General features: G+C 69.2%; 24 protein-coding genes. 7 read left to right on the top strand and 17 right to left on the bottom strand.

The window, feature by feature from the left end; translation table 11 throughout:
• Positions 1-38 precede the first annotated feature (38 nt).
• Positions 39-509, top strand: a complete 471-nt coding sequence (locus DO944_RS03865; protein WP_112614774.1) for an Lrp/AsnC family transcriptional regulator — start codon at positions 39-41, stop codon at positions 507-509.
• Here the strand turns inward: DO944_RS03865 and DO944_RS03860 are convergent.
• The gene (locus DO944_RS03860) at positions 448-1,482 is read right to left on the bottom strand and encodes a DMT family transporter (RefSeq protein ID WP_112614772.1); all 1,035 of its coding nucleotides are present in this window, start codon (positions 1,480-1,482) and stop codon (positions 448-450) included. The two genes, DO944_RS03865 and DO944_RS03860, sit on opposite strands and share 62 nt — an antisense overlap.
• Before the next feature lie 74 nt (positions 1,483-1,556).
• On the opposite strand from DO944_RS03860, the gene DO944_RS03855 reads away from it, so the two are divergent.
• Entirely contained in the window at positions 1,557-2,117 is a 561-nt protein-coding gene (locus DO944_RS03855; protein ID WP_112614770.1) for a CGNR zinc finger domain-containing protein, read from the top strand.
• Here DO944_RS03855 and DO944_RS03850 read toward each other — a convergent pair.
• Positions 2,077-2,976 carry an alpha/beta fold hydrolase gene (locus DO944_RS03850; protein ID WP_112614768.1) on the bottom strand — a complete coding sequence of 300 codons (900 nt, stop codon included), beginning with the start codon at positions 2,974-2,976 and terminating at the stop codon, positions 2,077-2,079. The two genes, DO944_RS03855 and DO944_RS03850, sit on opposite strands and share 41 nt — an antisense overlap.
• Positions 2,977-3,087: 111 nt before the next feature.
• Between DO944_RS03850 and DO944_RS03845 the strand changes: the two genes are divergently transcribed.
• Entirely contained in the window at positions 3,088-3,789 is a 702-nt protein-coding gene (locus DO944_RS03845; RefSeq protein WP_258524571.1) for a 3'-5' exonuclease, read from the top strand.
• Between the two features lie 82 nt (positions 3,790-3,871).
• On the opposite strand, the gene DO944_RS03840 is transcribed toward DO944_RS03845, so the two are convergent.
• Entirely contained in the window at positions 3,872-4,087 is a 216-nt protein-coding gene (locus tag DO944_RS03840; protein ID WP_146752003.1) for a hypothetical protein, read from the bottom strand.
• Between the two features lie 463 nt (positions 4,088-4,550).
• Complete coding sequence (gene leuA, locus DO944_RS03835; RefSeq protein ID WP_112614762.1) at positions 4,551-6,311, bottom strand: 2-isopropylmalate synthase; 1,761 nt, start codon at positions 6,309-6,311, stop codon at positions 4,551-4,553.
• A gap of 206 nt (positions 6,312-6,517) precedes the next feature.
• On the opposite strand from leuA, the gene DO944_RS03830 reads away from it, so the two are divergent.
• Entirely contained in the window at positions 6,518-7,120 is a 603-nt protein-coding gene (locus DO944_RS03830) for a hypothetical protein (RefSeq protein WP_112614760.1), read from the top strand.
• On the opposite strand, the gene era is transcribed toward DO944_RS03830, so the two are convergent.
• From era to lepA, 11 genes are all read right to left on the bottom strand, one after another.
• The gene (era, locus tag DO944_RS03825) at positions 7,117-8,016 is read right to left on the bottom strand and encodes a GTPase Era (protein ID WP_112614758.1); all 900 of its coding nucleotides are present in this window, start codon (positions 8,014-8,016) and stop codon (positions 7,117-7,119) included. The genes DO944_RS03830 and era overlap by 4 nt on opposite strands.
• Positions 8,013-9,341 carry a hemolysin family protein gene (locus tag DO944_RS03820; protein ID WP_112614756.1) on the bottom strand — a complete coding sequence of 443 codons (1,329 nt, stop codon included), beginning with the start codon at positions 9,339-9,341 and terminating at the stop codon, positions 8,013-8,015. The genes era and DO944_RS03820 overlap by 4 nt, the downstream gene beginning before the upstream one ends.
• Positions 9,338-9,802 carry an rRNA maturation RNase YbeY gene (ybeY, locus tag DO944_RS03815; protein ID WP_023950734.1) on the bottom strand — a complete coding sequence of 155 codons (465 nt, stop codon included), beginning with the start codon at positions 9,800-9,802 and terminating at the stop codon, positions 9,338-9,340. The genes DO944_RS03820 and ybeY overlap by 4 nt, the downstream gene beginning before the upstream one ends.
• Positions 9,799-10,836, bottom strand: coding sequence for a PhoH family protein (locus tag DO944_RS03810; RefSeq protein WP_112615153.1), 1,038 nt, complete (start codon positions 10,834-10,836; stop codon positions 9,799-9,801). The genes ybeY and DO944_RS03810 overlap by 4 nt, the downstream gene beginning before the upstream one ends.
• Before the next feature lie 46 nt (positions 10,837-10,882).
• On the bottom strand, positions 10,883-11,230 hold the full coding sequence (locus tag DO944_RS03805; RefSeq protein ID WP_112614754.1) for an HIT domain-containing protein: 348 nt from the start codon (positions 11,228-11,230) through the stop codon (positions 10,883-10,885).
• A 43-nt stretch (positions 11,231-11,273) separates the two neighbouring features.
• Complete coding sequence (locus tag DO944_RS03800) at positions 11,274-12,002, bottom strand: 16S rRNA (uracil(1498)-N(3))-methyltransferase (protein WP_112614752.1); 729 nt, start codon at positions 12,000-12,002, stop codon at positions 11,274-11,276.
• A gap of 4 nt (positions 12,003-12,006) precedes the next feature.
• A complete protein-coding gene (gene dnaJ, locus DO944_RS03795) occupies positions 12,007-13,128 on the bottom strand; it encodes a molecular chaperone DnaJ (protein WP_112614750.1) in 1,122 nt (373 codons plus the stop codon).
• Positions 13,129-13,167: 39 nt separating this feature from the next.
• Positions 13,168-14,205 carry a heat-inducible transcriptional repressor HrcA gene (gene hrcA / locus DO944_RS03790; protein WP_112614748.1) on the bottom strand — a complete coding sequence of 346 codons (1,038 nt, stop codon included), beginning with the start codon at positions 14,203-14,205 and terminating at the stop codon, positions 13,168-13,170.
• Positions 14,206-14,284: 79 nt separating this feature from the next.
• Positions 14,285-15,502 (bottom strand): radical SAM family heme chaperone HemW, encoded by a 1,218-nt coding sequence (gene hemW, locus DO944_RS03785; protein ID WP_112614746.1) that lies wholly within the window; start codon positions 15,500-15,502, stop codon positions 14,285-14,287.
• Positions 15,502-16,161 carry a DUF1990 family protein gene (locus DO944_RS03780; RefSeq protein ID WP_112614744.1) on the bottom strand — a complete coding sequence of 220 codons (660 nt, stop codon included), beginning with the start codon at positions 16,159-16,161 and terminating at the stop codon, positions 15,502-15,504. The genes hemW and DO944_RS03780 overlap by 1 nt, the downstream gene beginning before the upstream one ends.
• A 26-nt stretch (positions 16,162-16,187) precedes the next feature.
• Positions 16,188-18,038 (bottom strand): translation elongation factor 4, encoded by a 1,851-nt coding sequence (lepA, locus tag DO944_RS03775; protein ID WP_023950748.1) that lies wholly within the window; start codon positions 18,036-18,038, stop codon positions 16,188-16,190.
• A gap of 271 nt (positions 18,039-18,309) precedes the next feature.
• Here lepA and DO944_RS03770 point away from each other — a divergent pair, with 271 nt between their 5' ends.
• The 3 genes from DO944_RS03770 (at position 18,310) to rpsT (ending at position 24,418) form a co-directional block, all read left to right on the top strand.
• Positions 18,310-23,187 carry an ExeM/NucH family extracellular endonuclease gene (locus DO944_RS03770; RefSeq protein WP_258524552.1) on the top strand — a complete coding sequence of 1,626 codons (4,878 nt, stop codon included), beginning with the start codon at positions 18,310-18,312 and terminating at the stop codon, positions 23,185-23,187.
• A gap of 116 nt (positions 23,188-23,303) precedes the next feature.
• Positions 23,304-24,041, top strand: coding sequence for an alpha/beta fold hydrolase (locus DO944_RS03765; protein WP_023950752.1), 738 nt, complete (start codon positions 23,304-23,306; stop codon positions 24,039-24,041).
• A 116-nt stretch (positions 24,042-24,157) separates the two neighbouring features.
• Positions 24,158-24,418 carry a 30S ribosomal protein S20 gene (gene rpsT, locus DO944_RS03760; protein ID WP_112614742.1) on the top strand — a complete coding sequence of 87 codons (261 nt, stop codon included), beginning with the start codon at positions 24,158-24,160 and terminating at the stop codon, positions 24,416-24,418.
• 61 nt (positions 24,419-24,479) lie between these two features.
• Here rpsT and holA read toward each other — a convergent pair whose 3' ends face one another.
• On the bottom strand, positions 24,480-25,520 hold the full coding sequence (gene holA / locus DO944_RS03755; RefSeq protein WP_071918103.1) for a DNA polymerase III subunit delta: 1,041 nt from the start codon (positions 25,518-25,520) through the stop codon (positions 24,480-24,482).
• A gap of 41 nt (positions 25,521-25,561) precedes the next feature.
• A complete protein-coding gene (locus DO944_RS03750; RefSeq protein ID WP_112614740.1) occupies positions 25,562-26,677 on the bottom strand; it encodes a zinc-binding alcohol dehydrogenase family protein in 1,116 nt (371 codons plus the stop codon).
• Positions 26,678-26,687: the final 10 nt, after the last annotated feature.

The raw sequence follows: 26,687 nt of genomic DNA, 5'->3' as shown, positions 1-26,687 counted from the left end.
CCGAGGTGGGGCTCCGAGCGGTGTATCGTCCAAGCATCATGACCATGCACGACCGCGTCGACCTCGCGTTGCTCGAAGCTCTCGCCGATGACCCCCGCGCGACGGTGGTCGCGCTCGCCGAGCGCCTGCGCATGTCACGCAACACGGTCCAGGCGAGGATGGCACGGCTGGAGCAGTCGGGTGTCTTCCTCTCGTACGAGCGGTCGATCTCGATGCGCGCTCTCGGCTTCCCGATCGAGGCGCTCATCAGCGTCGTGCTCCGCCAGCCCGACCTGCCCCGTATCGCGCAGGAGCTCGCAACCGTCCCCGAGGTGCTGCAGGCTCAGGGGCTGAGCGGTCAGGTCGACCTGATGGTCCGCGTGGTCGCGCGCGACACGCAGCACCTGTTCGCCGTCGACGCGCGCATCCTCGCCATCGATGGGGTCGAACGCACGGAGACCTCGCTCATCATGGACGACGTGATTCCGCACCGCGTAAAGCCGATGCTCGCTGAGGGGCGCGCGGGCTGACGGCTGCCGGTGCGCGTTCGGCGTCGAGCCGCACGAGGACCACACCGACGAGGATGAGCGCCCCGCCGACGAACTGGACCGGCGCGGGCGCCTCGGCCAGGAGCAGCCACGCGAAGCCGAGTGCGAACAGAACCTCCGACAGACCGATGAACGATGCCAGACGTGACCCCGTGCGCGGAACCGCGGAGACTCCCAGGGCGTAGGCGGTCCCGGTCGCGGCGCCCACCCAAAGCAGGACGACGATGGGCGGCAGCTGCATCCCGACCACGTCTGCGAGCACGGTGCTCGTCGCGAACGGCAGGAAGCCCGTGAGAAGGAGGGTGCCGATGATCGCGCTCGCGACGACCATGCCTCCGGCGGCCAGGACGAGGGGCGGTAGCGTGTCGCCGGTGCGCTCGGCCATGACGAAGTACACGCACGTGCAGAGGGCGGCACCGAGGGCGAGGAGCGTGCCCCAGAAGTCGAAACGGGCTCCGGCGATGTCGACGACCAGCACCAAACCCGCCATGGCGACGACGGAACCGGCGATCACCGTCGGTGACGGTCGGCGGCGGGTGGTCAGCCACACCCAGATCACCAGGAGGACGGGCGCCAGGTATTGGATGAGGAGGGCGACGGCGACCGGCATCCGCTGCATGGCCGAGAAGTAGAACAGCTGGCAGCCGACGACGGGCATCGCACCGAAAGCGATCAACGCGAGGCCGTGCCGACGCAAGAAGTGCCGTTCTCGAGCGATCGCGCGAATCAGGAACGGCGACAGCACGAGGGCTGCGACGCCGATCCGGATGAACAGCGCGGCGCCGAGCGACCAGCCGTTCTCGAGCAGCGGCTTCACCAGGGGCCCGCTCGATGAGAACGCCAGCGCGGAGGCGACGGCCATGGCCATGCCCGCGGTCCGCCTGCCCGGGACCCCGGTGGGCGCGGTCTCCGGTGCGCCTGCGATGATGGGCAGGGGCGCGGTGGGGTTCGTCATCGGCAGCCTCGATGGTCAGGGGTGAAAGTTATCTACACTCGTGACAGTAACGCTCGCGATCGTCAGGAGTCAACGTGGTCTTCATCCATGACACGGAATTGTCGTTGCGCGCGACGGCTGCGCTGGTCAACACGCTCCCGCTCACGAGCGCGGACGCCGCCGACACGCTCGTCGACGGGGACGATCTGGATGCTTTCCTCACCGAGTTCGCCTTCACCGGCGCGATCGTGCGCGACGACGCCGAGCTGCAGGCGATGCGCGGCATCCGGCCGCGCCTCCGCGAGCTCTGGGAGCTCGACCGGGACTCCGCCGTGCCCCACGTGAACGCGATGCTGCGCGACGGTCGCGCGCAGCCCCAGCTGGTCATCCACGACGGATACGACTGGCATATCCATGCGACTCCCGACGACGCGCCTCTGGCCACGCGCGTGCTCGTGGAGGCCGGCATGGCGTTCGTCGACGTCATCCGCGCGGACGCGTACGACCGCGTGCGGATCTGCTCCGCCGACGATTGCGCGGCGGTCTACGTCGATTTCTCCAAGAACGGTTCGAAGCGCTACTGTGACACCGGCAACTGCGGCAACCGCATGAACGTCAACGCGTACCGTCGTCGGAAAGCGCGAGAAATCGCCTGATCGCGGTGGCGGCCTCGCGAGGCCTCTCGTAATGGATGAGGTGCCCCACCCCGTCGATCTCGACCAGCTCGGCCTCGGTGAACAGCTCGCGCAGCCGGCGCTCGGCCTCGATCGGGGTGATGTCGTCCTGAACGGCGGCGATGAGCAACGTCGGCTGCGGGACGCGCGGAGCGAACGCGCGGACGTCGTTCGAGACGGACGTCACGAACGCGTCGCGGAGCACGTCGCGATCGGCGAAGCTCGAGAAGTAGGTGTCGTGCTGCTCGTGGACGAACCGGCGCAGGGTCCGGTCTCGAGTCTTGACCATCGCGAGGCTCATCACCCGGACGATGAGCCGGTTGCGCAGCAGTGCTTCGCCCACCCGCCGCGGGAGGCGCGCCCCGACGTCGTAGTACCAGACGGCGAGGCGCGTGAAGACCCCGCGCGGTCCCTCGAGCGCGGGTGCCCCGATGGGGTTGATGAGGATCAGCCGAGGGGTAGGAAGCCCGCCCGCCACCGCGGCGGCGGAGACGATCGAGCCGAATGAGTGGCCGACGACCACCGCGCCGGGAGCGACCACGGCCGCGAATGCGGTGAGCCAGTCGGCGTATGTCTCGAGGTCGTGTTCGCGTCCCGGTATCGCGGGGGTCTCGCCGAAACCCGGCAAGTCGGGCATGATGACGCGCACGTCGCCGAGGTGAGCGACGACGGGCTCGAGACCGTGGTGCTCTCCCCGGAACCCGTGTACCGCCAGGAGCGTCTGAGGTGCATCGTCGCGCCCGTAGACCCAGTACGCGGTCGTTCCGCCGAGGATGTCGGTCTCGAGGCGGCGCACCGGGATGCGCGCGAGCAGGGAGTCGTACGGAGAGACGGTCGGCACCCGTCGAGTCTACGGAGGCGGCGCGTCGGATCCGGCGTGTCCGACCCGAGCCGTAGCCTCGATTGCGTGGAGCCGGATCGCCCTCTCGTCGTCGCAACGCCCGAACTCGACCTGTGGCCCTGCTCGGCACCCGAATGGTGCCAGGTGGTCGGGGTCTTCGATCTGGAGACAACGGGCGTCGACGTCACCCTGGATCGCATCGTGACGGCGCACGTCGGCGTCCTCGACGCCGACGGAACACCGGTGCGGGCTGACAGCTGGCTGGCCGACCCGGGAATCGACATCCCCGATGGCGCGGCGGCGATCCACGGCATCACGACCGAGCATGCCCGTCGGCACGGACGGCCCGCGGCCGACGTGGTCGCGGAAGTCGTCGCAGCCCTGCGCGGCCTGTTCGACGCCGGCATCCCGGTCGTGGCGTACAACGCTCCGTTCGATTTCTCGATGCTCAAGTACGAAGCGCTCCGGCACAGGATCGATGCGATCCACTCGCCCTCCCCCGTCATCGATCCGCTCGTCATCGACAAACGGTACGACCGCTACCGCCGCGGGAAGCGCACGCTGTCGGTCGTCGCCGAGCACTACGCCGTCACGCTCACCGGGGCGCACGAGGCATCCGCAGATGCGATCGCAGCGGGGCGCGTCGCGCAGATTCTCGCTGAGCGGTTCGCCGATGGGCTGCCGTCGACCGCCGCCGAGCTTCACACCCGCCAGGTCGGCTGGGCGCGGGCCCAGGCGGAGAGTCTCACCGAGTACTTCGTGAGCATCGGACGGATCGACGCCGACGTCGACGGCTCGTGGCCCATCCGCTGAACCTTCAGAGGGTACGCGACTGCCGAGGAGACCGCGCCGCTCGTGATTCCGGTCTCGCGCCAAGCATTTCGCAGAACAGCGGTCACGCGATGAAGTAAAGCGTTGCCGCGAGAACTACACATCCGGGCGCCAGGGCAGCGACCACCCTGTCCATGCGGGATGCCGGCGGAGCTATGAGTGTGACCGTCAACGTCGCCATCCACATGACCCACAAGACGGTGATGACTGCGAGCGTGACGGTGAGGTCCGCTGGGTTCCTGATTGCGAGGTAGTAGTACGTCACGAATGCGTTGAACACGAGCGTCAAGGTCAGGAGAACCCATCGCCGCGACCGCACAGGTCTGACCGCAGCCGGTGCTGACGTTCCGAGGTTGTGGTCTTCAGCCGCAGCACGCATAAGTCCACCTGACGCAGTTCTGGGACATGGAGATGGAACACATCGTAAAGGCACACGAAAGCAGTGCCGATCGATTCGCGCCGGCCCACGCGCAACCGCCACAGCAAACCAGGACTCTGGCGGAATTGATTTCGGAGCAGGAGCGACAGGACTTCTTTGGTGGGGCGCAGCCCGAAGCGGCCCTAGCCGCGTCGAATTCACCTCGGTATGGCGCGCATAGATGCCAGCGGTGACCCATGGAACCTTGCGTGCTACTGGCAACAGCCAGCATGCGCGCTCGGACGATGCCCGCCCCCGCGGCCGAGCGGGGTAAAGGAAAAGCGGCCCCGTCCGGCGGGGCCGCTCTCCTCGGTGAGCGAGGATCTCAGACCGCGGTCAGCTCGAACGAGCGCTCACGCGTGCGGATCGCGCGGTTGACGCACGACACCACGGCCTTCAGGCTCGCGGTCGAGATGTCGCCGTCGATGCCGACGCCCCAGAGGCGCTGGTCATCGACCTGCAGCTCGACGTAGGCCGCCGCCTGAGCGTCGCCACCCGAGCTCAGCGTGTGCTCGACGTAGTCGTAGAGCGAGATGTCGAAGCCGCGGTCGCGCAGCACCGCGAGGAACGCCGCGATCGGGCCGTTGCCGACACCGGACACATCGTCGTGCTCGTCACCGTCGCGCAGGGTGACGTCGAGCCGGACGTCACCCGACATGTCGCTCTGCGTGCGGGTGCCGAGCAGCTCGAACCGGCCCCACTTGTCGTCGTCGGCCGGTGCGGGCAGGTACTCGTCGGTGAAGATCGACCAGATCTGCTCGCTCGTGACCTCGCCGCCCTCGGCATCCGTCTTCTCCTGCACGACTCCCGAGAACTCGATCTGCAGCTTGCGCGGCAGATCCAGGGCGTGGTCGGTCTTCAGCAGGTAGGCGACGCCGCCCTTGCCCGACTGCGAGTTGACCCGGATCACGGCTTCGTACGAACGACCGAGGTCCTTGGGGTCGACGGGCAGGTAGGGCACCGCCCACTCGATCTCGTCGATCGAGACGCCGTCGGCAGCCGCACGTGCGGACATCGCCTCGAAGCCCTTCTTGATGGCGTCCTGGTGCGAGCCGCTGAACGCGGTGAACACGAGGTCTCCGGCCCAGGGGCTCCGCTCGGGCACGGGCAGCTGGTTGCAGTATTCGACCGTGCGCTTGATGCCGTCGACGTCGCTGAAGTCGATCTGCGGGTCGATGCCCTGCGTGAACAGGTTGATGCCGAGCGCGACGAGGTCGACGTTGCCGGTGCGCTCCCCGTTTCCGAACAGGCAGCCCTCGATGCGGTCGGCGCCGGCCATGTAGCCGAGCTCCGCGGCAGCGATCGCGGTGCCACGGTCGTTGTGGGGATGCAGCGACAGCACGACGTTCTCGCGATGCGCGAGGTGACGGCTCATCCACTCGATCGAGTCGGCGTACACGTTTGGCGTGGCCATCTCGACGGTTGCCGGCAGGTTGATGATGACCTTGCGGTCGGGCGTCGGCTCGAAGATCTCGATGACCTGGTTGCAGACGTCGACGGCGAACTCGAGCTCGGTGCCGGTGTAGCTTTCGGGCGAGTACTCGTAGTAGACGGCCGTCTCGGGGATGGTCTGCTCGTACTGGCGGCACAGGCGCGCGCCCTCGAGTGCGATGTCGATGATGCCCTGGCGGTCGGTGCGGAAGACCACCTCACGCTGCAGGATGCTCGTCGAGTTGTACAGGTGGACGATCGCCTGCTTCGCGCCGGCGATCGCTTCGTACGTGCGCTTGATGAGGTGCTCGCGAGCCTGCGTCAGCACCTGGATCGTCACGTCGTCGGGGATCAAGCCGTCCTCGATCAGCTGGCGCACGAAGTCGAAGTCGGTCTGGCTCGCGCTCGGGAACCCGACCTCGATCTCCTTGTACCCCATCTTGACGAGCAGCTCGAACATCACGCGCTTGCGCTCGGGACTCATCGGATCGATGAGCGCCTGGTTGCCGTCCCGCAGGTCGACGGCACACCAGCGGGGCGCCGTCTCGATGCGCTTCGCGGGCCAGGTGCGGTCGGGCAGATCGACGCGGATCTGCTCGTGGAACGGCCGATACTTGTGGATCGGCATGCCCGAAGGCTTCTGGTTGTTCTCCATGGTCGTCTCGCTCTTCCTCATCGGGTGTGACGGGCCAACGCGAAGCTCCGCGACGAGAGAGGCCCTAGAACGAGGACTCGTCGCGGCGACTAAGGAGAAGCAGTCGGCCGAAGCGCATGCGCCCAGGCTACACCCCGCTCGCCGCCGGGACGCACACGGGCGTGCCTCACCTGAGACGAAGGCGTCGTGCGCGACACTGTGGGGATATGAGAACTGCGCGCGCGGGCTCGTCCGCCCTCCTGATGTGTGCGATCGCCCTGACGGCGGGCTGCGCCTCGACGCCCGCCGCCGGCCCGACATCCCTCGACCCGGCGCCCCCGAGCGGCGAGGTCGTCGCGCAGGGGACGGTCCTCGACGACGGCTCTGGTGCCGAGCTCTGTCTCGGCGCTGTTGCGGAGTCGGCGCCGCCCCAGTGCGACGGCATCCCTGTGAAGGATTGGGACTGGTCCTCGCTTTCCGATGCGACCACGATGTCGGGCTCGACGTGGGGTACCTATGCCGTCCAGGGACGGTACGACGGCTCTGCCCTGACGGTCACCGCGCCGGCGGTTCCGCTGGCGCTCTACGACCCGATGCCGATCCCCGACCCGACGGGCGGCGTGCCCGGCACGGCGGACGACGCGACGCTGCGAGACGTCGAACAACGGGTGCACGACACCCTCGGCGACACCGTGCTCGCCTCCGGTGCGTACGACGGCCGGCTCTGGGTCACGGTCGTCTGGGACGACGGAACGCTTCAGGATGCCGCCGACGCCGAGTTCGGCGCGGATGTCGTCGTCGTCCAGTCGGCGATGCGCGAGGTCGGCTAGAACCCGAGGCGTCCCAGCTGCTTGGGGTCGCGCTGCCATTCCTTCGCGACCCGCACCCGCAGCGAGAGGAACACCCGGGTCCCGAGAAGCGGCTCGAGCTGTGCCCGGGCACGAGCACCGACATCGGCGAGCCGCGAGCCCTTGCGGCCGATGATGATGGCCTTCTGGCTGTCGCGCTCGACGACGATGTTGGCGTACACGTCCGTGAGGTCGGAGCCCTCACGGGGCGCGACATCCTCCACCGTGACGGCGATCGAGTGGGGCAGTTCGTCGCGCACGCCCTCGAGAGCCGCTTCTCGGATGATCTCGGCGATGCGGTCCTCGGTCGACTCGTCCGTCACCACGTCGTCGGGGTACAGCGCCGGCCCTTCGGGCATCAGCGCGAGCAGCTCGTCGGCCAGCACATCGAGCTGATCCTCGGTGACGGCGGACAACGGGATCACAGCTGCCCAGTCCTCGCGAAGGCTGTCGACCTCCATGAGGCGCTCCATGATCTCATCGCGGGTCGCCAGGTCGGTCTTGGTCACGATGGCGACCTTCTTCGCGCGGGTGTAGCCGTCGAGCGACGCGGCGATGCGGCGGTCACCGGGCCCGACCTTGTCGACGGCGGGCACGAGGAAGCCGATGACGTCGACGTCACCCAGCACCTGCTCGACGAGGTCGTTCAGGCGCTGGCCAAGCAGGGTGCGCGGCTTGTGGATGCCGGGCGTGTCGACGATGACCAGCTGTCCGCCGGGCCGATTCAGGATGCCGCGGATCGCGCGCCGCGTCGTCTGCGGCTTGTCGCTCGTGATCGCGACCTTCTCCCCCACCAGGGCGTTCGTCAGCGTGGATTTCCCGACGTTGGGACGTCCGACGAAGGTCACGAACCCCGATCGGCTCTCTGCTGCGGTCATCTGCTGTCTTCTCCTCTTCGTGCCACGCGGACCTCTCCGGTCCGCGGGTGCGTCGTGTCGTCCGTCTCGTCGGCGGGGGCGCGTTCGACGAAGACGGTCGCGAGTCCCCGCCCGCGGCCACGCGAGACGCCGCCGGTGATCGTGATCCCGTCGACGGTCACGGTCGCCCCCGGCATCGGGACCCGGCCGAGCGTCTTGCCGAGCAGCCCGCCGATGGAGTCGACGTCGTCATCGTCCAGCTCGATGCCGAACAGCTCGCCGACTTCGTCGAGGCCGAGCCGGGCACTCACGCGGTAACGGCCGGGTTCGAGCTCGACGACCTCCGCCGCGCCGCGGTCGTACTCGTCGGCGATCTCACCGACGAGCTCCTCGATGAGGTCCTCGAGGGTGATCAGGCCGGCGACCCCGCCGTACTCGTCAACGACGAGGCACACGTGGACGGCATCCCGTTTCATCTGCTGCAGCAGCGATTCGGCGCGCATCGACTCCGGGACGAACACGGCCGGGCGCGCCACGCGGCCCACGGGTACGTCGCGCCACCCCTTCGCCTCGCCGTACGAGAACTGCACGAGGTCCTTGAGGTATACGACGCCGACGATGTCGTCGCGCTCGTCGTCCGTGACCGGCACCCGCGACACACCGCGCTCGAGGAACAGCGCGAGCGCTTCGTGCGTCGTGGCCGTCTGCGGCACCGTGACCATGTCGGTCCGGGGCACCATCACCGCACGGACGAGCGTGTCGGTGAAATCGAAGACCGAATGGATGAGGTCGCGATCGTCGGCTTCGATGAGGTCCTGCGAAACCGCCTCGTCGACCATGCTCAGGAGTTGCTCTTCGGAGGCGAAGGAGGTGCCGCGCGAGACGCCCGGCGTGACGCGATTGCCCACGATCACCAGGAGGTGGGCGAGAGGTCCCAGCACGATGCGGGCACCGCGCACGATCGGAGCACACGCGATGAGCAGGCCACGGGCGTGCTGGCGCCCGACCGATCGCGGGCTCGCGCCGACCAGAACGAAGGACACCGCCGTCATGAGCAGGGCGGCGACGAGGATCGCCCACCACAGATTCTCGAGCGCGAGGGTCAGCGCCGCCGTGACGAACACCGCAGCCGTCGACTCCGCGAGGATGCGGATGAAGACGACGGCGTTCGCGTGGGCCGTCGTGTCATCGGCGATGCGGCGGAGCGCCTGCTGGCGCCGACTGGACTCCGCCCAGTCGGCGAGGTCAGCGCGCGATGTGACACCGAGAGCGGCATCGAGAGCGGCCATCAGACCCCCGAGCGCGACGAGGAACACCGCGCCGAGGACGAGGAGGAAGACGGTCACGCGCGGCGGCGCTCGCTTGCGTGGAAAGCCGAGATCAACTCGCGCTGGAGGCCGAACATCTCGCGCTCCTCCTCCGGCTCGGCGTGATCGAACCCGAGCAGGTGCAGCAGCCCGTGCGTCGTGAGGAGGATGAGCTCGTCGAGCGTCGTGTGGCGCGCGGCCTGCGCCTGTGCCTCGGCCACCTGCGGGCACAGCACGATATCGCCGAGAAGTCCCGGCGGGGTCGGGGCGTCTTCGGTGCCCGGGCGGAGCTCGTCCATCGGGAAGCTGAGCACGTCGGTAGGGCCGGGCTCGTCCATCCACTGCACGTGGAGAGACTCCATGGCGCCTTCGTCGACGAGGAGGATGGCGAGGTCGGCGTCCGGGCTCACGTTCAGCTGCGCGAGGTTGTGCTCGGTCAGGCGCAACAGCACGGTCTCGTCGACGGACACGCCGGATTCGTTGGTGATCTCGATGGTCATGAACGTCCTCGTTTCGGGAGTCGGTCGCGCGGACCGACGGGCCGTGTCGCGGTGCGCCGCTCGGCCCGGTTGGCGAACTCGCTGGCCTCGTCGCGCTCACGACGCGCGGCCAGCCGCTGCTCGTCGTACTCGCTGTACGCGTCGACGATCCGGCCGACGAGAGTGTGCCGCACGACGTCCTCGCTGGTGAGGGTGGCGAAATGAATGTCGTCGATGCTCTTCAGAACGCGTGTCACGGTGCGCAGGCCGGACGTCCCCTGGGGAAGGTCGACCTGTGTGATGTCGCCGGTGACGACCATGCGCGTACCGAATCCGAGACGCGTGAGGAACATCTTCATCTGCTCGGGCGTAGTGTTCTGCGCCTCATCGAGCACGACGAACGAATCGTTCAGGGTGCGTCCGCGCATGTACGCCAGCGGCGCGACCTCGATCGTGCCGGTGGCCATGAGCTTGGGGACGAGCTCGGGGTCGAGCATCTCGTTGAGAGCGTCGTACAGCGGCCGGAGGTACGGGTCGATCTTGTCGGTGAGGGTGCCGGGCAGGAAGCCGAGGCGCTCTCCCGCTTCCACGGCGGGGCGCGTCAGGATGATGCGATTGACTTCCTTGCGCTGCAAGGCCTGCACCGCCTTCGCCATCGCGAGGTAGGTCTTGCCGGTTCCCGCGGGGCCGATGCCGAAGACGATCGTGTTCTCGTCGATCGCGTCGACGTAGGCCTTCTGCCCCAGCGTCTTCGGCCGGATCACCTTGCCGCGCGAGGAGAGGATCGCCTCCCCCAGCACCTCGGACGGGCGCGGGCCTTCATCGCCCTTTCGCCGCTGCAGGATGCGACTGGATGTCGACACGTCGCTCGGATCGAGGCCTTGCCCGGCCCGTGCCATGGCGATCAGCTCGTCGACGAGCGACTTCGCGGCGGCGACGTCATCGTTCGAGCCCGTCAGGGTGATTTCGTTGCCGCGGACGAGGACGTCGACGTCGGGGTGCTCCCGCTCGACGACGCGCAGGAGGCGGTCTTGGGGCCCGAGCAGCTGGACCATGGCGACACCGTCGGCGAGGATCGTCGCGACGGCGGGTTCGGAAGCATCAGCCACCGAGGCTCCCTTCGGAGAGGCCACCGGCGAGCACGTGCGCGTGAACGTGGAACACGGTCTGTCCTGCGCCGGGGCCGGTGTTGAAGATCAAACGGAAGTCGCCGTCCGAATGCTCGGCAGCGACGGAGTTCGCGAGCCCGACGAGCTCGCTGAGGAGAGCGGGGTCGCCCGCGGCGAGCTCGACCACGGTGCGGTAGCGCTCGGTCTTGGGGATCACGAGGAGATGCACCGGAGCCTGCGGAGCGATGTCGCGGATCGCGAACGCGTTCTCGGTCTCCGCGATGATCTCGGAGGGGATCTCGCCGCGGAGGATGCGCGTGAAGACAGACGGTTCGCTCATGCGTTCAGTCTATCGACGGGGTGCGGTGGCGGGACGGGCGGCGTCACCAGCGACCGAGGGCGACGTTGACGACGCCGAGCGCAGCGGGGCCGGCCGTCGACGTCCGCAGGACCGTGTCCCCCAGACGCACGGCGACCGCGCCGGCCGCGACGAGCGCGTCCAGCTCCTCGGCTGCGATCCCGCCCTCGGGACCGACCACGAGCGACACGTCGCCCTCGCCCAGTTCGACCTCGCTCAGTCGCCGCGTCGCCGTCGGCTCGAGCACCAGCACTCGCTCGGAGCCGCATCGCGCCGCGAGCTCCGTCGTCGACACGGGCGCGTCGACGGCGGGCAGCCACGCGCGATGCGCCTGCTTCGCCGCTTCGCGCGCGATGGTCGCCCACCGCTGCACACCGCGCTCGACCTTCGGTCCGCTCCACCGCGAGACGCTTCGCGCAGCCTGCCAGGGCACGATCGCATCGACGCCGAGCTCGGTGCAGGCCTGCACCGCGAGCTCGTCGCGATCGCCCTTCGCGAGCGCTTGGATCAACGTCACGCGCCGTGCGGGCGCGGAATGCTCGACTCGCGAGAGCGCCTCGATGCGGACGAGCTTCGGATCGGCTGCGGTGACGGTGCCCTCGAGCCACGCCCCCGCGCCGTCGCCCACCGTCACCGTCTCACCGACACGCACGCGACGGACGCCGGCGGCGTGATGAGCCTCGGCGCCGGTGAGGTCGACGGACTCGCCCGGCCGAGTGATGAGCGGCGGGTCGACGAGGAAGTGCAGGGCCATGCGCTCAGCTGTTCCGGAACCGATCGCGGAGCTTGGCGAAAAGGCCCTGGTGGAACTCCGCGAGCTGTGGTGCGGGCGACTTCGTGCGCTTCTTCAGCTCCTCGATGAGGGCCCGCTCCTTGGCATCCAGACGCGTCGGGGTGACGACATGAACGCCGACACGCAGGTCCCCGCGCGTCGAACCGCGAAGCGGCGTGATGCCGCGACCCTTGACGGTGAGGACGTCGCCGGACTGGACGCCCGGACGCAACTCGAGCTCGACCGGACCGTCGAGCGACTCGATCGTGGTGCTGGTGCCCAGGACGGCGTCGGGCATCGACACCTCGAGCGTGGCGAGCAGATCGTCACCCTCGCGGCTGAACACGTCGTGCGGAGCGACCGTGACCTCGAGGTACAGATCGCCGTTGGGGCCGCCGGCGGGACCGACCTCGCCGGATCCGGGGAGCTGCAGGCGCAACCCGGTCTCGACGCCTGCGGGGATGTCGAGCGAGACGGTGCGGCGAGCCCGGACGCGTCCCTGCCCCTGGCAGGTCGTGCACGGGTACGGGATCGTCGTGCCGTAACCCTGGCAGACGTTGCAGGGCTGCGACGTCACGACGTTGCCCAGCAGGCTGCGGACGGTGCGCTGCACGTTGCCCGCCCCGTGGCAGACGTCGCAGGTGACCGGCTGCGTTCCCGGCTGGCAGCACGAGCCCTGGCAGGTGTCGCAGAGCACCGCGGTGTCGACCTCGATGTCGCGATGCACGCCGAAGACGACGTCGCCGAGCTCGAGGGTGACCCGGACGAGCGCATCCTGTCCGCGTTCGCGCCGGGAGCGCGGACGCCCGGCGCGACCGCCGCCTCCGGCGCCGCCGCCGAAGAAGGTCTCGAAGATGTCGCTGAATCCGCCGAAGCCCGCGGCGCCGCCGAAGCCGCCGGCGGAGTCGCCGCCCATGTCGTAGCGCTGACGCTGCTCCGGATCGCTGAGGACGTCGTAAGCATGCGTGACGAGCTTGAATCGTTCGGACGCATCCTCTCCCGGGTTGACGTCGGGGTGCAGTTCTCGTGCCAGGCGTCGGTACGCCTTCTTGATCTCGTCGGGCGACGCGTCGCGCGCAACGCCCAGGACCTCGTAGTGGTCAGCCACGGATCGCCTTTCCGCCCGTTCGGGCGTGGGTGGGGTGGGTCAGCGGGACTTCTCGTCTTCGTCGAGAAGCCGGCTGAGGTAGTGCGCGACGGCGCGGACCGTCGCGAGGTTCGTCGGGTAGTCCATGCGCGTCGGACCCATGAGGCCGACGCGTGCGTGCGAACCCGGGACGTCGTAGTCGCTCGTGACGACCGAAGCTTCGGAGAGCCCGTACGCCTCGTTCTCGCGGCCGATCCGCGCTGCGACGCCGCGGTCGTCAGCGACCATCTCGCCCATGAGCCGAAGCAGCGTCACCTGCTCCTCGATGGCTTCGAGCAGCGGATAGATACTGCCGCGGAAATCCGCCTCTCGCCGCGCGAGCGTGGCGGTGCCGGCCATGACGAGGCGGTCCTGCCGGAACGTCTCGAGCTCTTCGACCAGGATGCGCGCGATCTCGCGCACCGCATCGCCGATCGGGTCGCCGACCGACTCGCTCTCCGCGAGCGCCGACACCGCGGTGACCGCGTCTCGCACGGCGACGCCGGTGACAGCGGCGCGCAGCGTCGCCTTGGCTACGGCGAATTGCGCTTCGTCGAGGAGCGTGCGTACCACACCCACCCGCTGAGAGACGCGGCCGGTGTCGGTGACGACGATGACGACGAGTCGTCCGCCGCCGAGGTCGACCAATTCGAGGTGCGAGACCTGCGCGCGCGCGAAGGACGGGTACTGCACCATCGCGACCTGGCCCGTCAGCTGGGTGAGCGCACGAACCGTCCGAACGAGCAGGTCGTCGAGGTCGGTGGGGCCGTCGAGGAAGGTCGTGATGGCCGAGCGCTGGGCGGCGCTCAGGGGGCGAAGGCCTGCCAGATGGTCGACGAAGACGCGGTAGCCCTTGTCCGTCGGCACGCGTCCGGATGACGTGTGGGGCGCGGCGATGAGCTCCTCGTCCTCGAGGAGCGCCATGTCGTTGCGGATCGTGGCAGCCGAGACGCCGAAGGCGTGGCGCTCGACGATCGACTTGCTTCCCACGGGCTCGCGGGTGTCGACATAGTCCTGCACGATCGCCCGCAGCACCTGCAGTCCGCGCTCTGAGACCATGTCCGTCACCTCCTGTTTGGCACTCGATGTCTGCGAGTGCCAATTCTACCGCGTGGGCGAGCCGGGTCGCCGCCCGGGATCACTCGGTGAGCGCCCGTACGACGGCATCGGCCATGAGGCGCCCGCGGCGAGTCAGGACGACCCGACCGCGGACGGCGTCGGCGCCTTCGATGAGCCCGTCGGCGATGAGCGATGCGACGGCACGGCGCGAGTCGATCGCGAGCTCATCGACGGCGAGTCCGTCCACGATGCGCGATCGCAGCAGGACGGACTCGAGCCGTCGGGCCTCGGCATCCGGGCGCTCGCGGCCTGCGGCGGGAGACTCGCCCGCGGAGAGCCGCTGAGCATATGCCGCCGGGTGTTTCACGTTCCACCAGCGGAGGCCCGCGATGTGACTGTGCGCGCCCGGCCCGTAACCCCACCAGTCGGTTCCGCGCCAGTAGGCCAGGTTGTGACGCGAGCGCTGGTCGGTCGACCGGGCCCAGTTCGATACCTCGTACCAGGAGAAACCGGCGGCCGCGAGACGCTCGTCGGCCAGCTCATACATGTCGGCCTGGAGGTCGTCGTCGGGAGCGGGCACCTCACCGCGGCGGATCTGGCGCTCGAGGCGCGTGCCCTCCTCGATGATGAGCGCGTAGGCGGAGACGTGATCGGGCTCGAGCGCGACCGCGGTCTCGACGGAGCGCCGCCAATCGTCGAGGCTCTCCCCCGGTGCGCCGTAGATCAGGTCGACGGAGACATCGAGTCCGGCCCCGCGCGCGGCGGCGACGGCGGTGGCGACGTTGGCGGGATCGTGCGTTCGATCGAGCGCTGCGAGCACGTGCGGAACCGCGGACTGCATGCCGATCGACAGCCGCGTCACACCGGCAGCCGCCAGCTCGTCGGCGACCCGAGGGTTCATCGTGTCGGGGTTCGCCTCGACGGTGACCTCCGCGCCGGCGGCGATGCCGAACGTGTCCCGCACTCCGCTCAGCATCCGAGCGAGGTCTCCGGCCGGAAGCAACGTGGGAGTGCCGCCGCCGAAGAACACCGTCTGCGCCGAACGCCGGGGGCCGCGCTCGTCCATCACATCGGCCGAGAGGGCGATCTCGCGCAGCACCTCGTCGGCGTAGGCATCTTGCCGCGCGCCACGTAGCTCTGTGGCGGTGTAGGTGTTGAAGTCGCAGTAGCCGCACCGCACCCGGCAGAACGGAACGTGCAGGTACACCCCGAACGGGACGTCGGGGTCGATGACGAGGTCGTCCGGCAGCGTCCCGCCGACCGGCACCGGATCACCGATCGGCAGTGCCGCGCCCATCAGGCCTCAGGCGTCGCGTACAGCGGCGAGATCGCGCGGAGGTATCCCTGGAACAGCATCCGGCGGCGGCGGCGGACGAGACTCTTGAGCATGCGGTAAGCCAATGCCGTCGGCCGATCGAACGCCCGCACGACGAACCAGACCTCATCGTTATCGCGCCATTCGAGGAGGAAGGACTCCTCGCCGCTCACGACGGAACCGCCGACGGTCCCGAGAGCGAACGCGACCCGGCGGGGCTCCTCGTCGACGAAGATTACGCGGAGCTCCGCATCCGCATTCAGCCCCGACACACGCCCATGCACCTGAAGCGTGGTGCCGGCTCCGACGTAGGGGGTGCCGTCCGCCGCGAAGCGCTGCTCGTGTTCCATGCTGCTGGGCGCGACGGCGTTTCCCTGGTCGTCGAACGCGACGCCGGTGTACATCGGTCCCGATGCGGGCCGAACATCCGCGACTCGCAAACCCGCCCCACGGAGCGCTGCCCACGACATGAGGAGGTCGGCGGCGGTGTCGAAGCGAGCCTGCCCGCTGCCGATCCGCCATGCGTCCTCCGCGGGGATGCTGTGTTCGGGCGGATACGCCATGAGGTCGTGCGCGCGTGTCGCGCCGACCGCCGCGTAGTCGACGGTCTCGTCCCGGAAGGTCCCGCGTCGCTGATGCATGGGTCTCCTCGTTGCTCCCCGTGGGGCTACTTCTTGTCCTTGCCTTCGACGTCGCCCGACAGCGCGGCGATGAACGCCTCCTGCGGCACCTCGACGCGACCCACCATCTTCATGCGCTTCTTGCCCTCTTTCTGCTTCTCGAGGAGCTTGCGCTTACGCGTGATGTCACCGCCGTAGCACTTGGCGAGGACGTCCTTGCGAATCGCGCGGATGTTCTCGCGGGCGATGATGCGCGCGCCGATGGCGGCCTGGATCGGCACTTCGAACTGCTGGCGCGGGATGAGCTTGCGCAGGCGCTCGGTCATCATCGTGCCGTAGGCGTAGGCCTTCTCGCGGTGGACGATCGAGCTGAACGCGTCGACCTTCTCACCCTGCAGGAGGATGTCGACCTTCACCAGGTCGGCGGTCTGCGACCCGGCCGGCTCGTAGTCGAGGCTCGCGTATCCCTGCGTGCGCGACTTGAGGTGGTCGAAGAAGTCGAAGACGATCTCGCCGAGCGGCATGTTGTAGCGCAGCTCGACGCGATCCTCGCTCAGGTAGTCCATGCCGAGGAGGGTGCCGCGGCGCGACTGGCAGAGCTCCATGACCGTGCCCACGTAGTCCTTCGGGGCGAGGATGCCGACCTTCACGACCGGCTCGGACACCTCGGCGACGCGGCCGTCGGGGTACTCGCTGGGGTTGGTCACCACGACGGTCTCGCCGGTGTCGGTCGCGACCTCATAGGTCACCGACGGTGCCGTCGTGATGAGGTCGAGGCCGAACTCGCGCGACAGGCGCTCGGTGATGATCTCGAGGTGGAGCAGCCCGAGGAAGCCGCAGCGGAATCCGAATCCGAGCGCGACCGAGGTCTCCGGCTCGTACTGGAGCGACGCGTCCGACAGCTTGAGCTTGTCGAGAGCCTCGCGCAGGTCGCCGTAGTCGCTGCCGTCGATCGGGTAGATGCCGGAGAACACCATCGGCTTGGGGTCGGTGTATCCGGGCAGTGCCTCGGACGCCGGCTTGCGGTGGTTGGTGATCGTGTCGCCCACCTTGGACTGGCGGACGTCCTTCACACCCGTGATCAGGTAGCCGACCTCGCCGACGCCGAGTCCCTTCGTGGGGATCGGCTCGGGGCTCGAGACGCCGATCTCGAGCAGCTCGTGCGTCGCGCGCGTCGACATCATCTGGATGCGCTCGCGCGGTTCGAGCTTGCCGTCGACCATGCGGACGTAGGTGACGACGCCGCGGTAGGCGTCGTAGACCGAGTCGAAGATCATCGCGCGCGCCGGTGCCTCGGGGTCGCCGACGGGGGCGGGAATGCGGTCGACGATGCGATCGAGCAGATCCTCGACGCCCATGCCGGTCTTGCCGCTGACGCGGAGGACGTCTTCGGGGTCACCGCCGATGAGGTTAGCGAGCTCCGCGGCGTACTTCTCGGGGTCGGCCGCCGGGAGGTCGATCTTGTTGAGGACCGGGATGATCTGCAGGTCGTTCTCGAGCGCGAGATAGAGGTTGGCGAGGGTCTGCGCCTCGATGCCCTGCGCGGCGTCGACGAGCAGGATGGCTCCTTCGCACGCGGCGAGAGAGCGGCTGACCTCGTACGTGAAGTCGACGTGACCGGGCGTGTCGATCATGTTCAGCGCGAACGTGCCGGAGTCCTTCGACCACGGCATCCGGACCGCCTGGCTCTTGATCGTGATGCCGCGCTCGCGCTCGATGTCCATGCGGTCGAGGTACTGGGCGCGCATGTCGCGGTCGGCGACGACACCGGTGATCTGCAGCATCCGGTCGGCCAGCGTCGACTTGCCGTGGTCGATATGGGCGATGATGCAGAAGTTGCGGATGAGCTCGGGCGGCGTTGCGGCAGGCGCGAGCGGCTGGAGTGCGCGCGGAGACATGTCCCGGAGAGTCTACCCGGGGCCGCGCGACGGCACTGCCGCGAACCCTCGCGCGCGCGATGCTACGAGGCCGAAGGCCGGACACGCCAGCACTCAGCTGGGTGATAAACAATTAACCATTCCGCTACTTGCCGAACACGTCGATGACGTCGAATGCTCAGTGCGGCGGCCGGTGGTTGCGCGATATCCCCCGCGCCCGGTCCGCCTCCGGGAGAGCACCGTGATCACAGCAGAACCTGTCGCGCCCGCGCGACGCCCCTGGCACAGATGGGTGGCCTCCAGCGCCGCCGTCGCGATCGTGGCGGGAGGTGTGGGGTGGGCCGCGATGCCCGCGAGTGCCGCGGTCGGCGCTGACGCGCCCGTCGTGATCAACGAGATCTACGGCGGCGGTGGAAACAGCGGCGCACCCCTGAACCGCGACTTCATCGAGCTTCGCAACACCTCGGATGCCGCTGTCTCGCTCGACGGCTGGAGCGTCCAGTACGCGTCGAGCACGGGAGCCAACTGGCAGGTGACTGCTCTCGCGGGTGCCACCATCGAACCCGGCGGGCACCTGCTGATCGGCCAGGCCATCGGCGGTAACGCCGCGCTGCCCGGTTTCACGGCCGACATCGAGGGCTCCATCCCGATGAGCGGCACGCAGGGCAAGGTCGCGCTCGTGAACTCGACGGCCGCGCTCAGCGGTGGATCGGGCCTCGCGCAGAACGACGCTGTCGTCGACTACGTCGGGTGGGGCAACGCGACCGACTTCGCAGGCTCCGGCGCGGCACCGGCGACGACCAACGCGACGAGCATCGCTCGGGACGACCAGGGCGCGAACACCGCCGACAACGGGGCCGACTTCACGGCCGGTGCACCGACGCCCCAGGGCGCAGCCGGGACGATCCCCGAGCAGCCGGGTGAGCCGGAGCAGCCGGGTGAGCCGGAGCAGCCGGGTGAGCCCGAGCAGCCCGGCGACCCCACGACGGTGACGATCGCCGAGATCCAGGGCACGGGCGGTCGTTCGCCGCTCGACGGCCAGACGGTGACGACCGAGGGCATCGTGACCGCCCACTACCCCACCGGCGGGTTCGACGGCTACGTCATTCAGACCGGCGGCACGGGCGGGGCGATCGACTTCCAGACGCACACGGCGTCGGATGCCGTATTCGTCTACTCGCCGCAGGGCGTCGGCGAGGTCTCGCTGGGAGACACCGTGCGCGTCACCGGTGTCGTCGGCGACTACTTCGGCCTGACGCAGGTGAACGTGCCCGCCGGCGCGGCGTCCCGGATCGATCCGGCCGCGCCCGTGGAGCCGGCGACCGTGGGCTGGCTCACGGATCCTGCGCATCGCGAGGCGCTCCAGTCGATGGTGATCGCTCCGCAGGGAGACTTCGTCGTGGCGGACAACTACGACCTCAACAAGTTCGGCGAACTCGTTCTGGCCACCGGCACGGAGCCGTTCCGGCAGCCGACCGACGTGGGCCGGCCGGGCTCGCCCGAGGCGGCCGCGGCCGTCAGCGATCGGGATGCGCGTCGCGTTGTATTGGACGACGGCTCGCGGACGAACCTCGGCACCGCGAAGCTCACGCCGCCGTACGTCTCGACCACCGATCCGGTCCGCGTCGGGGCGAGCGTCACGTTCGATGAGCCCGTCGTCCTCGACTACCGCAACAACACGTGGAAGTTCAACCCGATCCGTCACATCGTCGGGGACGGCACCCGTGACGACGGCATCACCGTCGAGAACACCCGCACGGCAGCACCCGCCGCGGTCGGCGGGGACGTCTCCGTCGCCTCGTTCAACGTCCTCAACTACTTCACGACGCTCGGCGTCGAAGACACCCGCTGCGAGAGCTACACCGACCGCGAGGGCAACGGCACGAACGTCAGCGGCGGCTGCACGCAGCGCGGTGCCTGGGATTCCGCATCCTTCGTGCGCCAGCAGGCCAAGATCGTCTCGGCCATCACGGCACTCGATGCATCCGTGGTGGGTCTCATGGAGATCGAGGACTCGGCGCGCCTCGGCGATGAACCCGACGCCGCTGTCGCTGCGCTGGTGCGGGCTCTCAACGCTGCCGCGGGGTCGGAGCGCTGGGCATACGTCCCGTCGTCCTCGGAGCTGCCCGCAGCCTCGACCCGCGACGCGATCTCCAACGCGATCGTCTACCAGCCGGCGGAGGTCACTCCGATCGGTGCCGCCCGTGCCCTTGGCGACCAGTCCGGCAACGGCCAGGCGTTCCAGAACGCCCGCGAGCCGATCGGGCAGAGCTTCGCTCCGGCCGGGGGCGGCGAGGAGTTCTTCTTCGTCGTCAACCACTTCAAGTCGAAGGGGTCGGGCGATTCCGCCACGGACGGAGACGTCGACGCGAACGACGGCCAGGGAGCGTGGAACGCCTCTCGCGTGCGGCAGGCGGAGGCGCTCGACGCCTGGGTCGAGCAGGCGCGCGGCGATGTCGACGCCGTGGTTCTCGCCGGTGACTTCAACTCGTACTCACGAGAGGACCCGCTCGAGGTCCTGTACGAGGCGGGCTACGTCGATGCCGGTATCGCCTACGACCTGGCCCAGCCGACCTACCAGTACAGGGAGCTCGCCGGCTCACTCGACCACATCCTCATGAACGAGGCCGCGTTCGAGCGCTCCACCGGTGCCGACATCTGGAACATCAACGCCGCCGAGTCGATCTTCTTGGAGTACAGCCGGTACAACTACTTCCCGGTGGACTTCCACGATGACGGCCCCTACCGTTCCTCCGACCACGACCCGGTCAAGGTCGGCCTCTCGGCGGAGGCAACGGCCCCGGTCGAGCCCATTGATCTGACGCTGCTCGGGATCAACGACTTCCACGGCCGCATCACCGGCGTCACGCCTGCCAAGCCCGCCGAGGGCAAGGTGGAGGCCCAGCCCGAGGTTCCGGGGACCGTCGGGTTCGCCGGAACGATCGAGGAGCTGCGCGCCGCTGCACCCGACGCTGTGCTGCTGTCGGCCGGTGACAACATCGGGGCGTCTCTCCCGGCGTCGTCACTCGCTCAGGACGAGCCGACGATCGACGTGCTGAACGCCCTCGATCTGCGGGCGAGCGCGGTGGGCAACCACGAGTTCGACCGCGGCTTCGCCGACCTGCGCGACCGCGTCATCCCGCGTGCCGACTTCTCGCACCTCGGGGCGAACGTCTACGCCGCGGGCACGACCGATCCCCAGTTCGACGAGTACGAGCTCATCGAGTCTCAGGGCCTCACGATCGGCGTCATCGGCGTCGTGACGGAGGAGACCGCGTCGCTGGTGAGCGGCGCGGGCATCGCCGGTCTCGAGTTCGGAGACCCCGTCGAAGCGGTCAACCGCGTCGCAGCCGACCTCACCGACGGCTCCGGCGACCAGGCCGATGTCATCGTCGCGCTCTACCACGAGGGTGCGGCCGACAGCGCCTCGGACGCGAGCCTCGACGAGGCCGTCGCCGACAGTGCGGTCTTCGCCCGCATCGTCAAGGAGACCTCCCCCGAGGTCGACGCCATCTACACCGGTCACACGCACAAGCTGTACGCGTGGTCGGCGCCGATCCCGGGAACGGACCGGACGCGACCGATCGTCCAGACCGGCTCGTACGGCGAGTTCGTCGGCAAGATCGTCCTTTCGGTCGATCCCACGAGCGGCGAGGTCGTCTCGCACACGCAGGAGAACGTCGGGCAGACCGAGACGCCCGCCGCGGACCTGATCGCGACCTACCCGCGCGTCGCCGAGGTCGACGAGATCGTCCGGCAGGCGCTCGCGGACTTCGCTGAGATCGGCAACACGCCGGTCGCGACGATCTCCGCCGATATCACCAGCGCGTACTCGGGCGGCTCGTATGTCGACGGCGCCTATGCTGGCGGCAAGCGCGACGACCGGGCGTCGGAGTCCTCGCTCGGAAACCTCGTCGCGGAGTCGATCCGCTCCAACCTGGCGAACTTGCCGAACGGCGCGCAGATCGGCGTGACGAACTCCGGCGGCCTTCGGGCCGACCTGTTCGACACGCAGGCCGAGTTCGGGGCCAACGCGGTCGCGGGCGTGCCGGACGGCACGATCACCTGGGGTCAGGCGTACGCCGTGCTGCCGTTCAACAACACGATGGCCCTCGTGACCCTCACGGGCGCCGACTTCGTGCGCGTCCTCGAGCAGCAGTGGCAGCGCGATAAGGACGGCAACGTGCCGTCGCGTCCGTACCTGCAGCTGGGCCTGTCCGACAATGTGACCTACACGTTCGACGACACCCGCCCGGAGGGCAGCCGGATCACCTCGGTCACGGTCGACGGGCAGCCGCTCGACCTCGACGCCGAGTACCGCATCGGCACGCTCTCGTTCCTCGCATCCGGGTCGGGAGACAACTTCCGCGCCTTCGCCGCGGGCACCGACTACGTCGATACCGGCTTCCTCGACCACGAGGCCTGGATCGAGTACCTCGGCGCGCAGCAGCCCGTCGCGCCGTCGTTCACGAAGCACGCCGTCCGGGTCCAGGGGGCGCCCGAGACCGCAGCTGCGAGCTCGACGCTCCAGCTCACCGTGTCGAACCTCGACATGACGAGCCTCGGAGCGCCCCAGAACGGTTCGGTGGATGTGTCCCTCGGCGGCGAGGTCATCGCGTCCGCACCGGTCGCGGGCGGAAGCGCGGTCGTGTCCGTCCCGCTTCCGACTGGCCTCCCTGACGGCGCCGCGGAGCTCGTCCTGACGACGGATGCCACGGAGACGACGGTCACCATCCCTGTTCAGATCGGCGAGCCGGGTACCGACCCGGGCACGGCGGCGTGGGCGCAGGTCGAGCTCTCCACCACCCGCGTCGAGCAGGGCGGGTTCATCGATGTGCGGGTCTCGGGCCTCGAGCCCGGCCAGCAGATCGGTGCGACCCTCTTCAGCGAGCCGGTCGAGGTACGCGGCATCCCGGCCGCTGACGGCTCCGGCGTCACGTCATTCCGGGTGGCGATTCCCGCAGACTTCGCGGTGGGAGCCCACACGCTGCGGATCTCGACGGCCGGCGAGGAGCCGCTGGAGTTCGCGATCACCGTCGTGCGCTCGGGGCAGCTCGCGGTGACCGGCGCGGAGACGCCGCTCGGCGTTCTGCTCGCGGGAGCGATGCTCCTCGTCGCGGGCGGCGTCATCGCGGTGACGCGGCGACGAGGTGCCGTCTCGGAGCGATGATTTCGCGGGCACGCTGATGCGACGTGAGGGCGGCCGGGATCACCGGTCGCCCTCACTCGTTCATGTGCTCGCCGAGCTGCTCCCCCGCGCAGGGTTCGGGTCCGTAGGGTGGAAGCATGACCGCGCAGGTGGTGCTCGTGCACGGGATCCGAACCTCGGCCACGATGTGGCGCGCTCAGGTGGCCCACCTCCAGGATCGCGGCATCCCCGTCACGGCGCTCGACCTGCCCGGCCACGGCACTCGCATGGCCGAGACCTTCACCCTCGATGGTGCGTTCGCGACGATCGACGATGCGGTTCGGGATGCCGCTGAGCGCGGCCCCGTGTTGCTGGTGGGCCACTCGATGGGCGGGCTGCTGAGCACCGCTTACGTCGGCCGCGAGGAACGCCCGCCGGTGTCGGCGTTCATCGCCGCGTCCTGCACCGCGATCCCCCGTGGCTTCGGCCTCGCGGTGTACCGAGCGCTCGCCCTCGGGTTCGACCGCTTGCCCGGCCGTGGCCAGCGGATCACCGACTGGGTCCTCGACCGCACGCTTCCCGTCGAGACCCGGCCCGACTTCGGCGCCGGCGGATACGCCTACGACGCGCAGGACGTTGCGCTGGCGAGCCTGTCGGTGCTCGACCTGCTCGCGGCGATCCGGCGGATCGATGTGCCGACCTGGTTCGTGAACGGTCAGTACGACCAGCTGCGCGTCAATGAACGGCTGTTCGCGAAGCTCGCCCCCGAGGCGGAACTGATCGTCGTCCCCCGCACCAGCCACCTCGTCACGGCCATGCGTCCGCGCGTGTTCAACGCGGTCATCGACCTCGCCCTCGCGACCCTCGCGAATACCGGCTCTCGCGACGCGACCTGATAGACTCTGAAGTCGGCTTGCCGTGTGGGTTCCTCCCTCACACGACCGCCGTGCGGCATCCCTCTACTGTCGCCCGGCACATCCACCGAAAACTCCGAACGAAAGATACGTCGAACGTGGCGAACATCAAGTCGCAGATCAAGCGCAACAAGACCAACGAGAAGGCGCGCGAGCGCAACAAGGCCGTCAAGAGCGCGCTGAAGACCGAGGTGCGTCGCACCCGCGAGGCCATCGCCGCCGGCGACAAGGCCGCTGCCGAGAAGGCGCTGGCCAAGGCCACGAAGAAGCTCGACAAGGCCGTGAGCAAGGGCGTCATCCACGAGAACCAGGCTGCGAACCGCAAGTCGGCTATCGCGAAGCAGGTCGCCGCTCTCTGAGCCGCCGCTGTCGAAGGCCCGTCCCCATGTGGGGCGGGCCTTTCGCTTTGCCGCTGAGCGATCAGGACCCGTAGGGTGACCGCGTCGCGATGACGGTGACAAGCCGCTCGACCGCGAAGACGGGGTCGCGCGAGGCGCCCTTCACCTCGGCATCCGCGCGGGCGGCCGCCTGGATCGCGGTCGCGAGGGCGGATTCCGTCCAGCCGACGAGATCGCGCTTGGCTCGGTCGACCTGCCAGTCCTTCATGCCGAGCCGGGCAGCGAGCGCGGCGGACGGCTCGCGCGTACCGACGACGCGGGCCATGGTGCGTAGCTTCGAGGCGATCGCAGCGACGAGCGGCACGGGATCGGCCCCACTGGCCAGAGCGTGCCGCAGCGTGATGAGGGCCTCGCCGTAGCGGCCGGCGATCGCGGTGTCGGCGACGGCGAAGGCGGTCGTCTCGACCCGACCCCCGTAATACCGCTCGACGACCTGGTCGCCGATGTCACCGGGCACGTCCGAGATGAGCTGCTGACAGGCGGCCGCGAGCTCGGTCAGGTCGTCGGCGAAAGCGGAGACGAGGCTGCGCAGCGCCGACGGAGCGATCCGCTTGCCCGCAGCCTTGAACTCCCCCGCCGCGAAGTCGAAACGGTCGGAGTCGCGCTTGATCGCGGGAACTGAGATCTCGACCCCGCCCCCGATGCCCGAACGGATGGCCTCGAGCAGCTTCTTGCCCCGGACACTCGCACCCGTGTGCCGCAGGACGATCGTGGCGCCCTCCTGCGGATTCTCGAGATACGCGAGGGCCTCCGTGAGGAAGGCATCCGAGCACTTCTCGACGCCCGCCACTCGCACGAGCCGAGGTTCGCCGAAGAGCGAAGGTGACGCCATCCCGAGAAGGGTGCCCGCGGCGTAGTCGTCGGCGCGGATGTCGGAGACCTCGAGGCTCGGGTCCTCGGCCTTCAGATAGTCGCGGAGTCCGGCGATGGCGCGCTCGGCGCACACCTCTTCGGGGCCTGCGACGAGCACGATGGGTGCCGGCTCCGGCGCACGCCAGGAGAGCTGCCGGATGGCCGACTTCGCGGCGCCGCGGGCGGCAGGACGTCGGGGACTCGGCGGCATGCTCCCAGCCTAATCGCGACCACCGACCCCGATCGGTGGCGCTACAGGCGGACGACGAGCTTTCGGGCGGAGACGCCTGTGTGAAGCAGGTTCAGCGCGTGTTGCATGCTCTCCAGACCTTCCCCGACGATTTCGAACTCGGGGGCACAGACATGCCGGCCCTCGGCGAGAGCCCCGGGCAAGTACTGCTCCCACAGCATGGGTCCGACGCTGTTGGTCATGAGAGAGCTCCCCCAGACGAACCGGGCCGCGATGCCGTAGCGGCGAGCCCGAGCCTGCGTCGCGAGCTGAGCCAGCCCGATCGTCGTCATCGTGCGCAGGAACGCGATGCTCGGGCCACTGCGGCGCGGAAGCGTCGTGAAGGCGACCGGCGGGCTCAGCAGAGCGACGCGACGCGCGCCGGCCGCGGCGGCGATCCTCACCGCGGCATCGCCCGAGCCCGCCCCGATCGCGACCACACCGGCGAGGGGGCTGCCTTCGACGCCCGAGACGATGGCGGCGACGGCTGCGGGGTCGCGGTAGTCGACCACGAGCTCCGCGCCGAGCTCGCGCATTCGCGCCTCGTTGTGCGGTGACGCGGTGGTGATGACGCGATAGCCCGCCGCCACCGCCAGCTGGGTCGCGTTGCTCCCCACACTCGTCGAGCCGCCCCACACGACCACGGTCTCCCCCGTCGGTGGTTCGTCGGCGCTCGGGCTGCGGAGTGCGAGCTGATCATCCTGGAAGAGAGCCGTGGCCGCCGTCGAGATGGCGAGCGGCAGCACCGCGGCCTGCTCGTACGGAAGACCGTCGGGCAACGGGGTCGCGAGGTCTTCTCGTACGACGACGTAGAGCTGGAACGCGCCTTCCGCCTCATGGCGTCGGCCGCGCTCCATCCCGACGGCGTACGCGGCAACGCGGTCGCCCACCGCGAAGCGCGTCACCCCCGGTCCGACGGCGGCGACCTCGCCGGCGACATCCTCCCCGAGCACCGCGGGATAGCCCAGCCAGCGGTACATCAGGTCGCCTGTCCATTGCTTGACGTCATCGAGCGGGTTCACCGCGACCGCCCGGCTGCGGACGAGGATCTCCCCCGGGCCGGGCTCATGCATCGCAGCGGGCCCGACGACGAGATCGGCGCGCGCGGACGGGAGCCAAGCGGCGGCGTTCGATGACATGAGTGGGCTC

Origin of the sequence: Microbacterium sp. SMR1 (assembly GCF_003289625.1) — a bacterium.
Classification (GTDB): domain Bacteria; phylum Actinomycetota; class Actinomycetes; order Actinomycetales; family Microbacteriaceae; genus Microbacterium; species Microbacterium plantarum.
The sequence above is the reverse complement of the archived record's forward strand: the minus strand, read 5'-3'. Positions and strand labels throughout refer to the sequence as shown.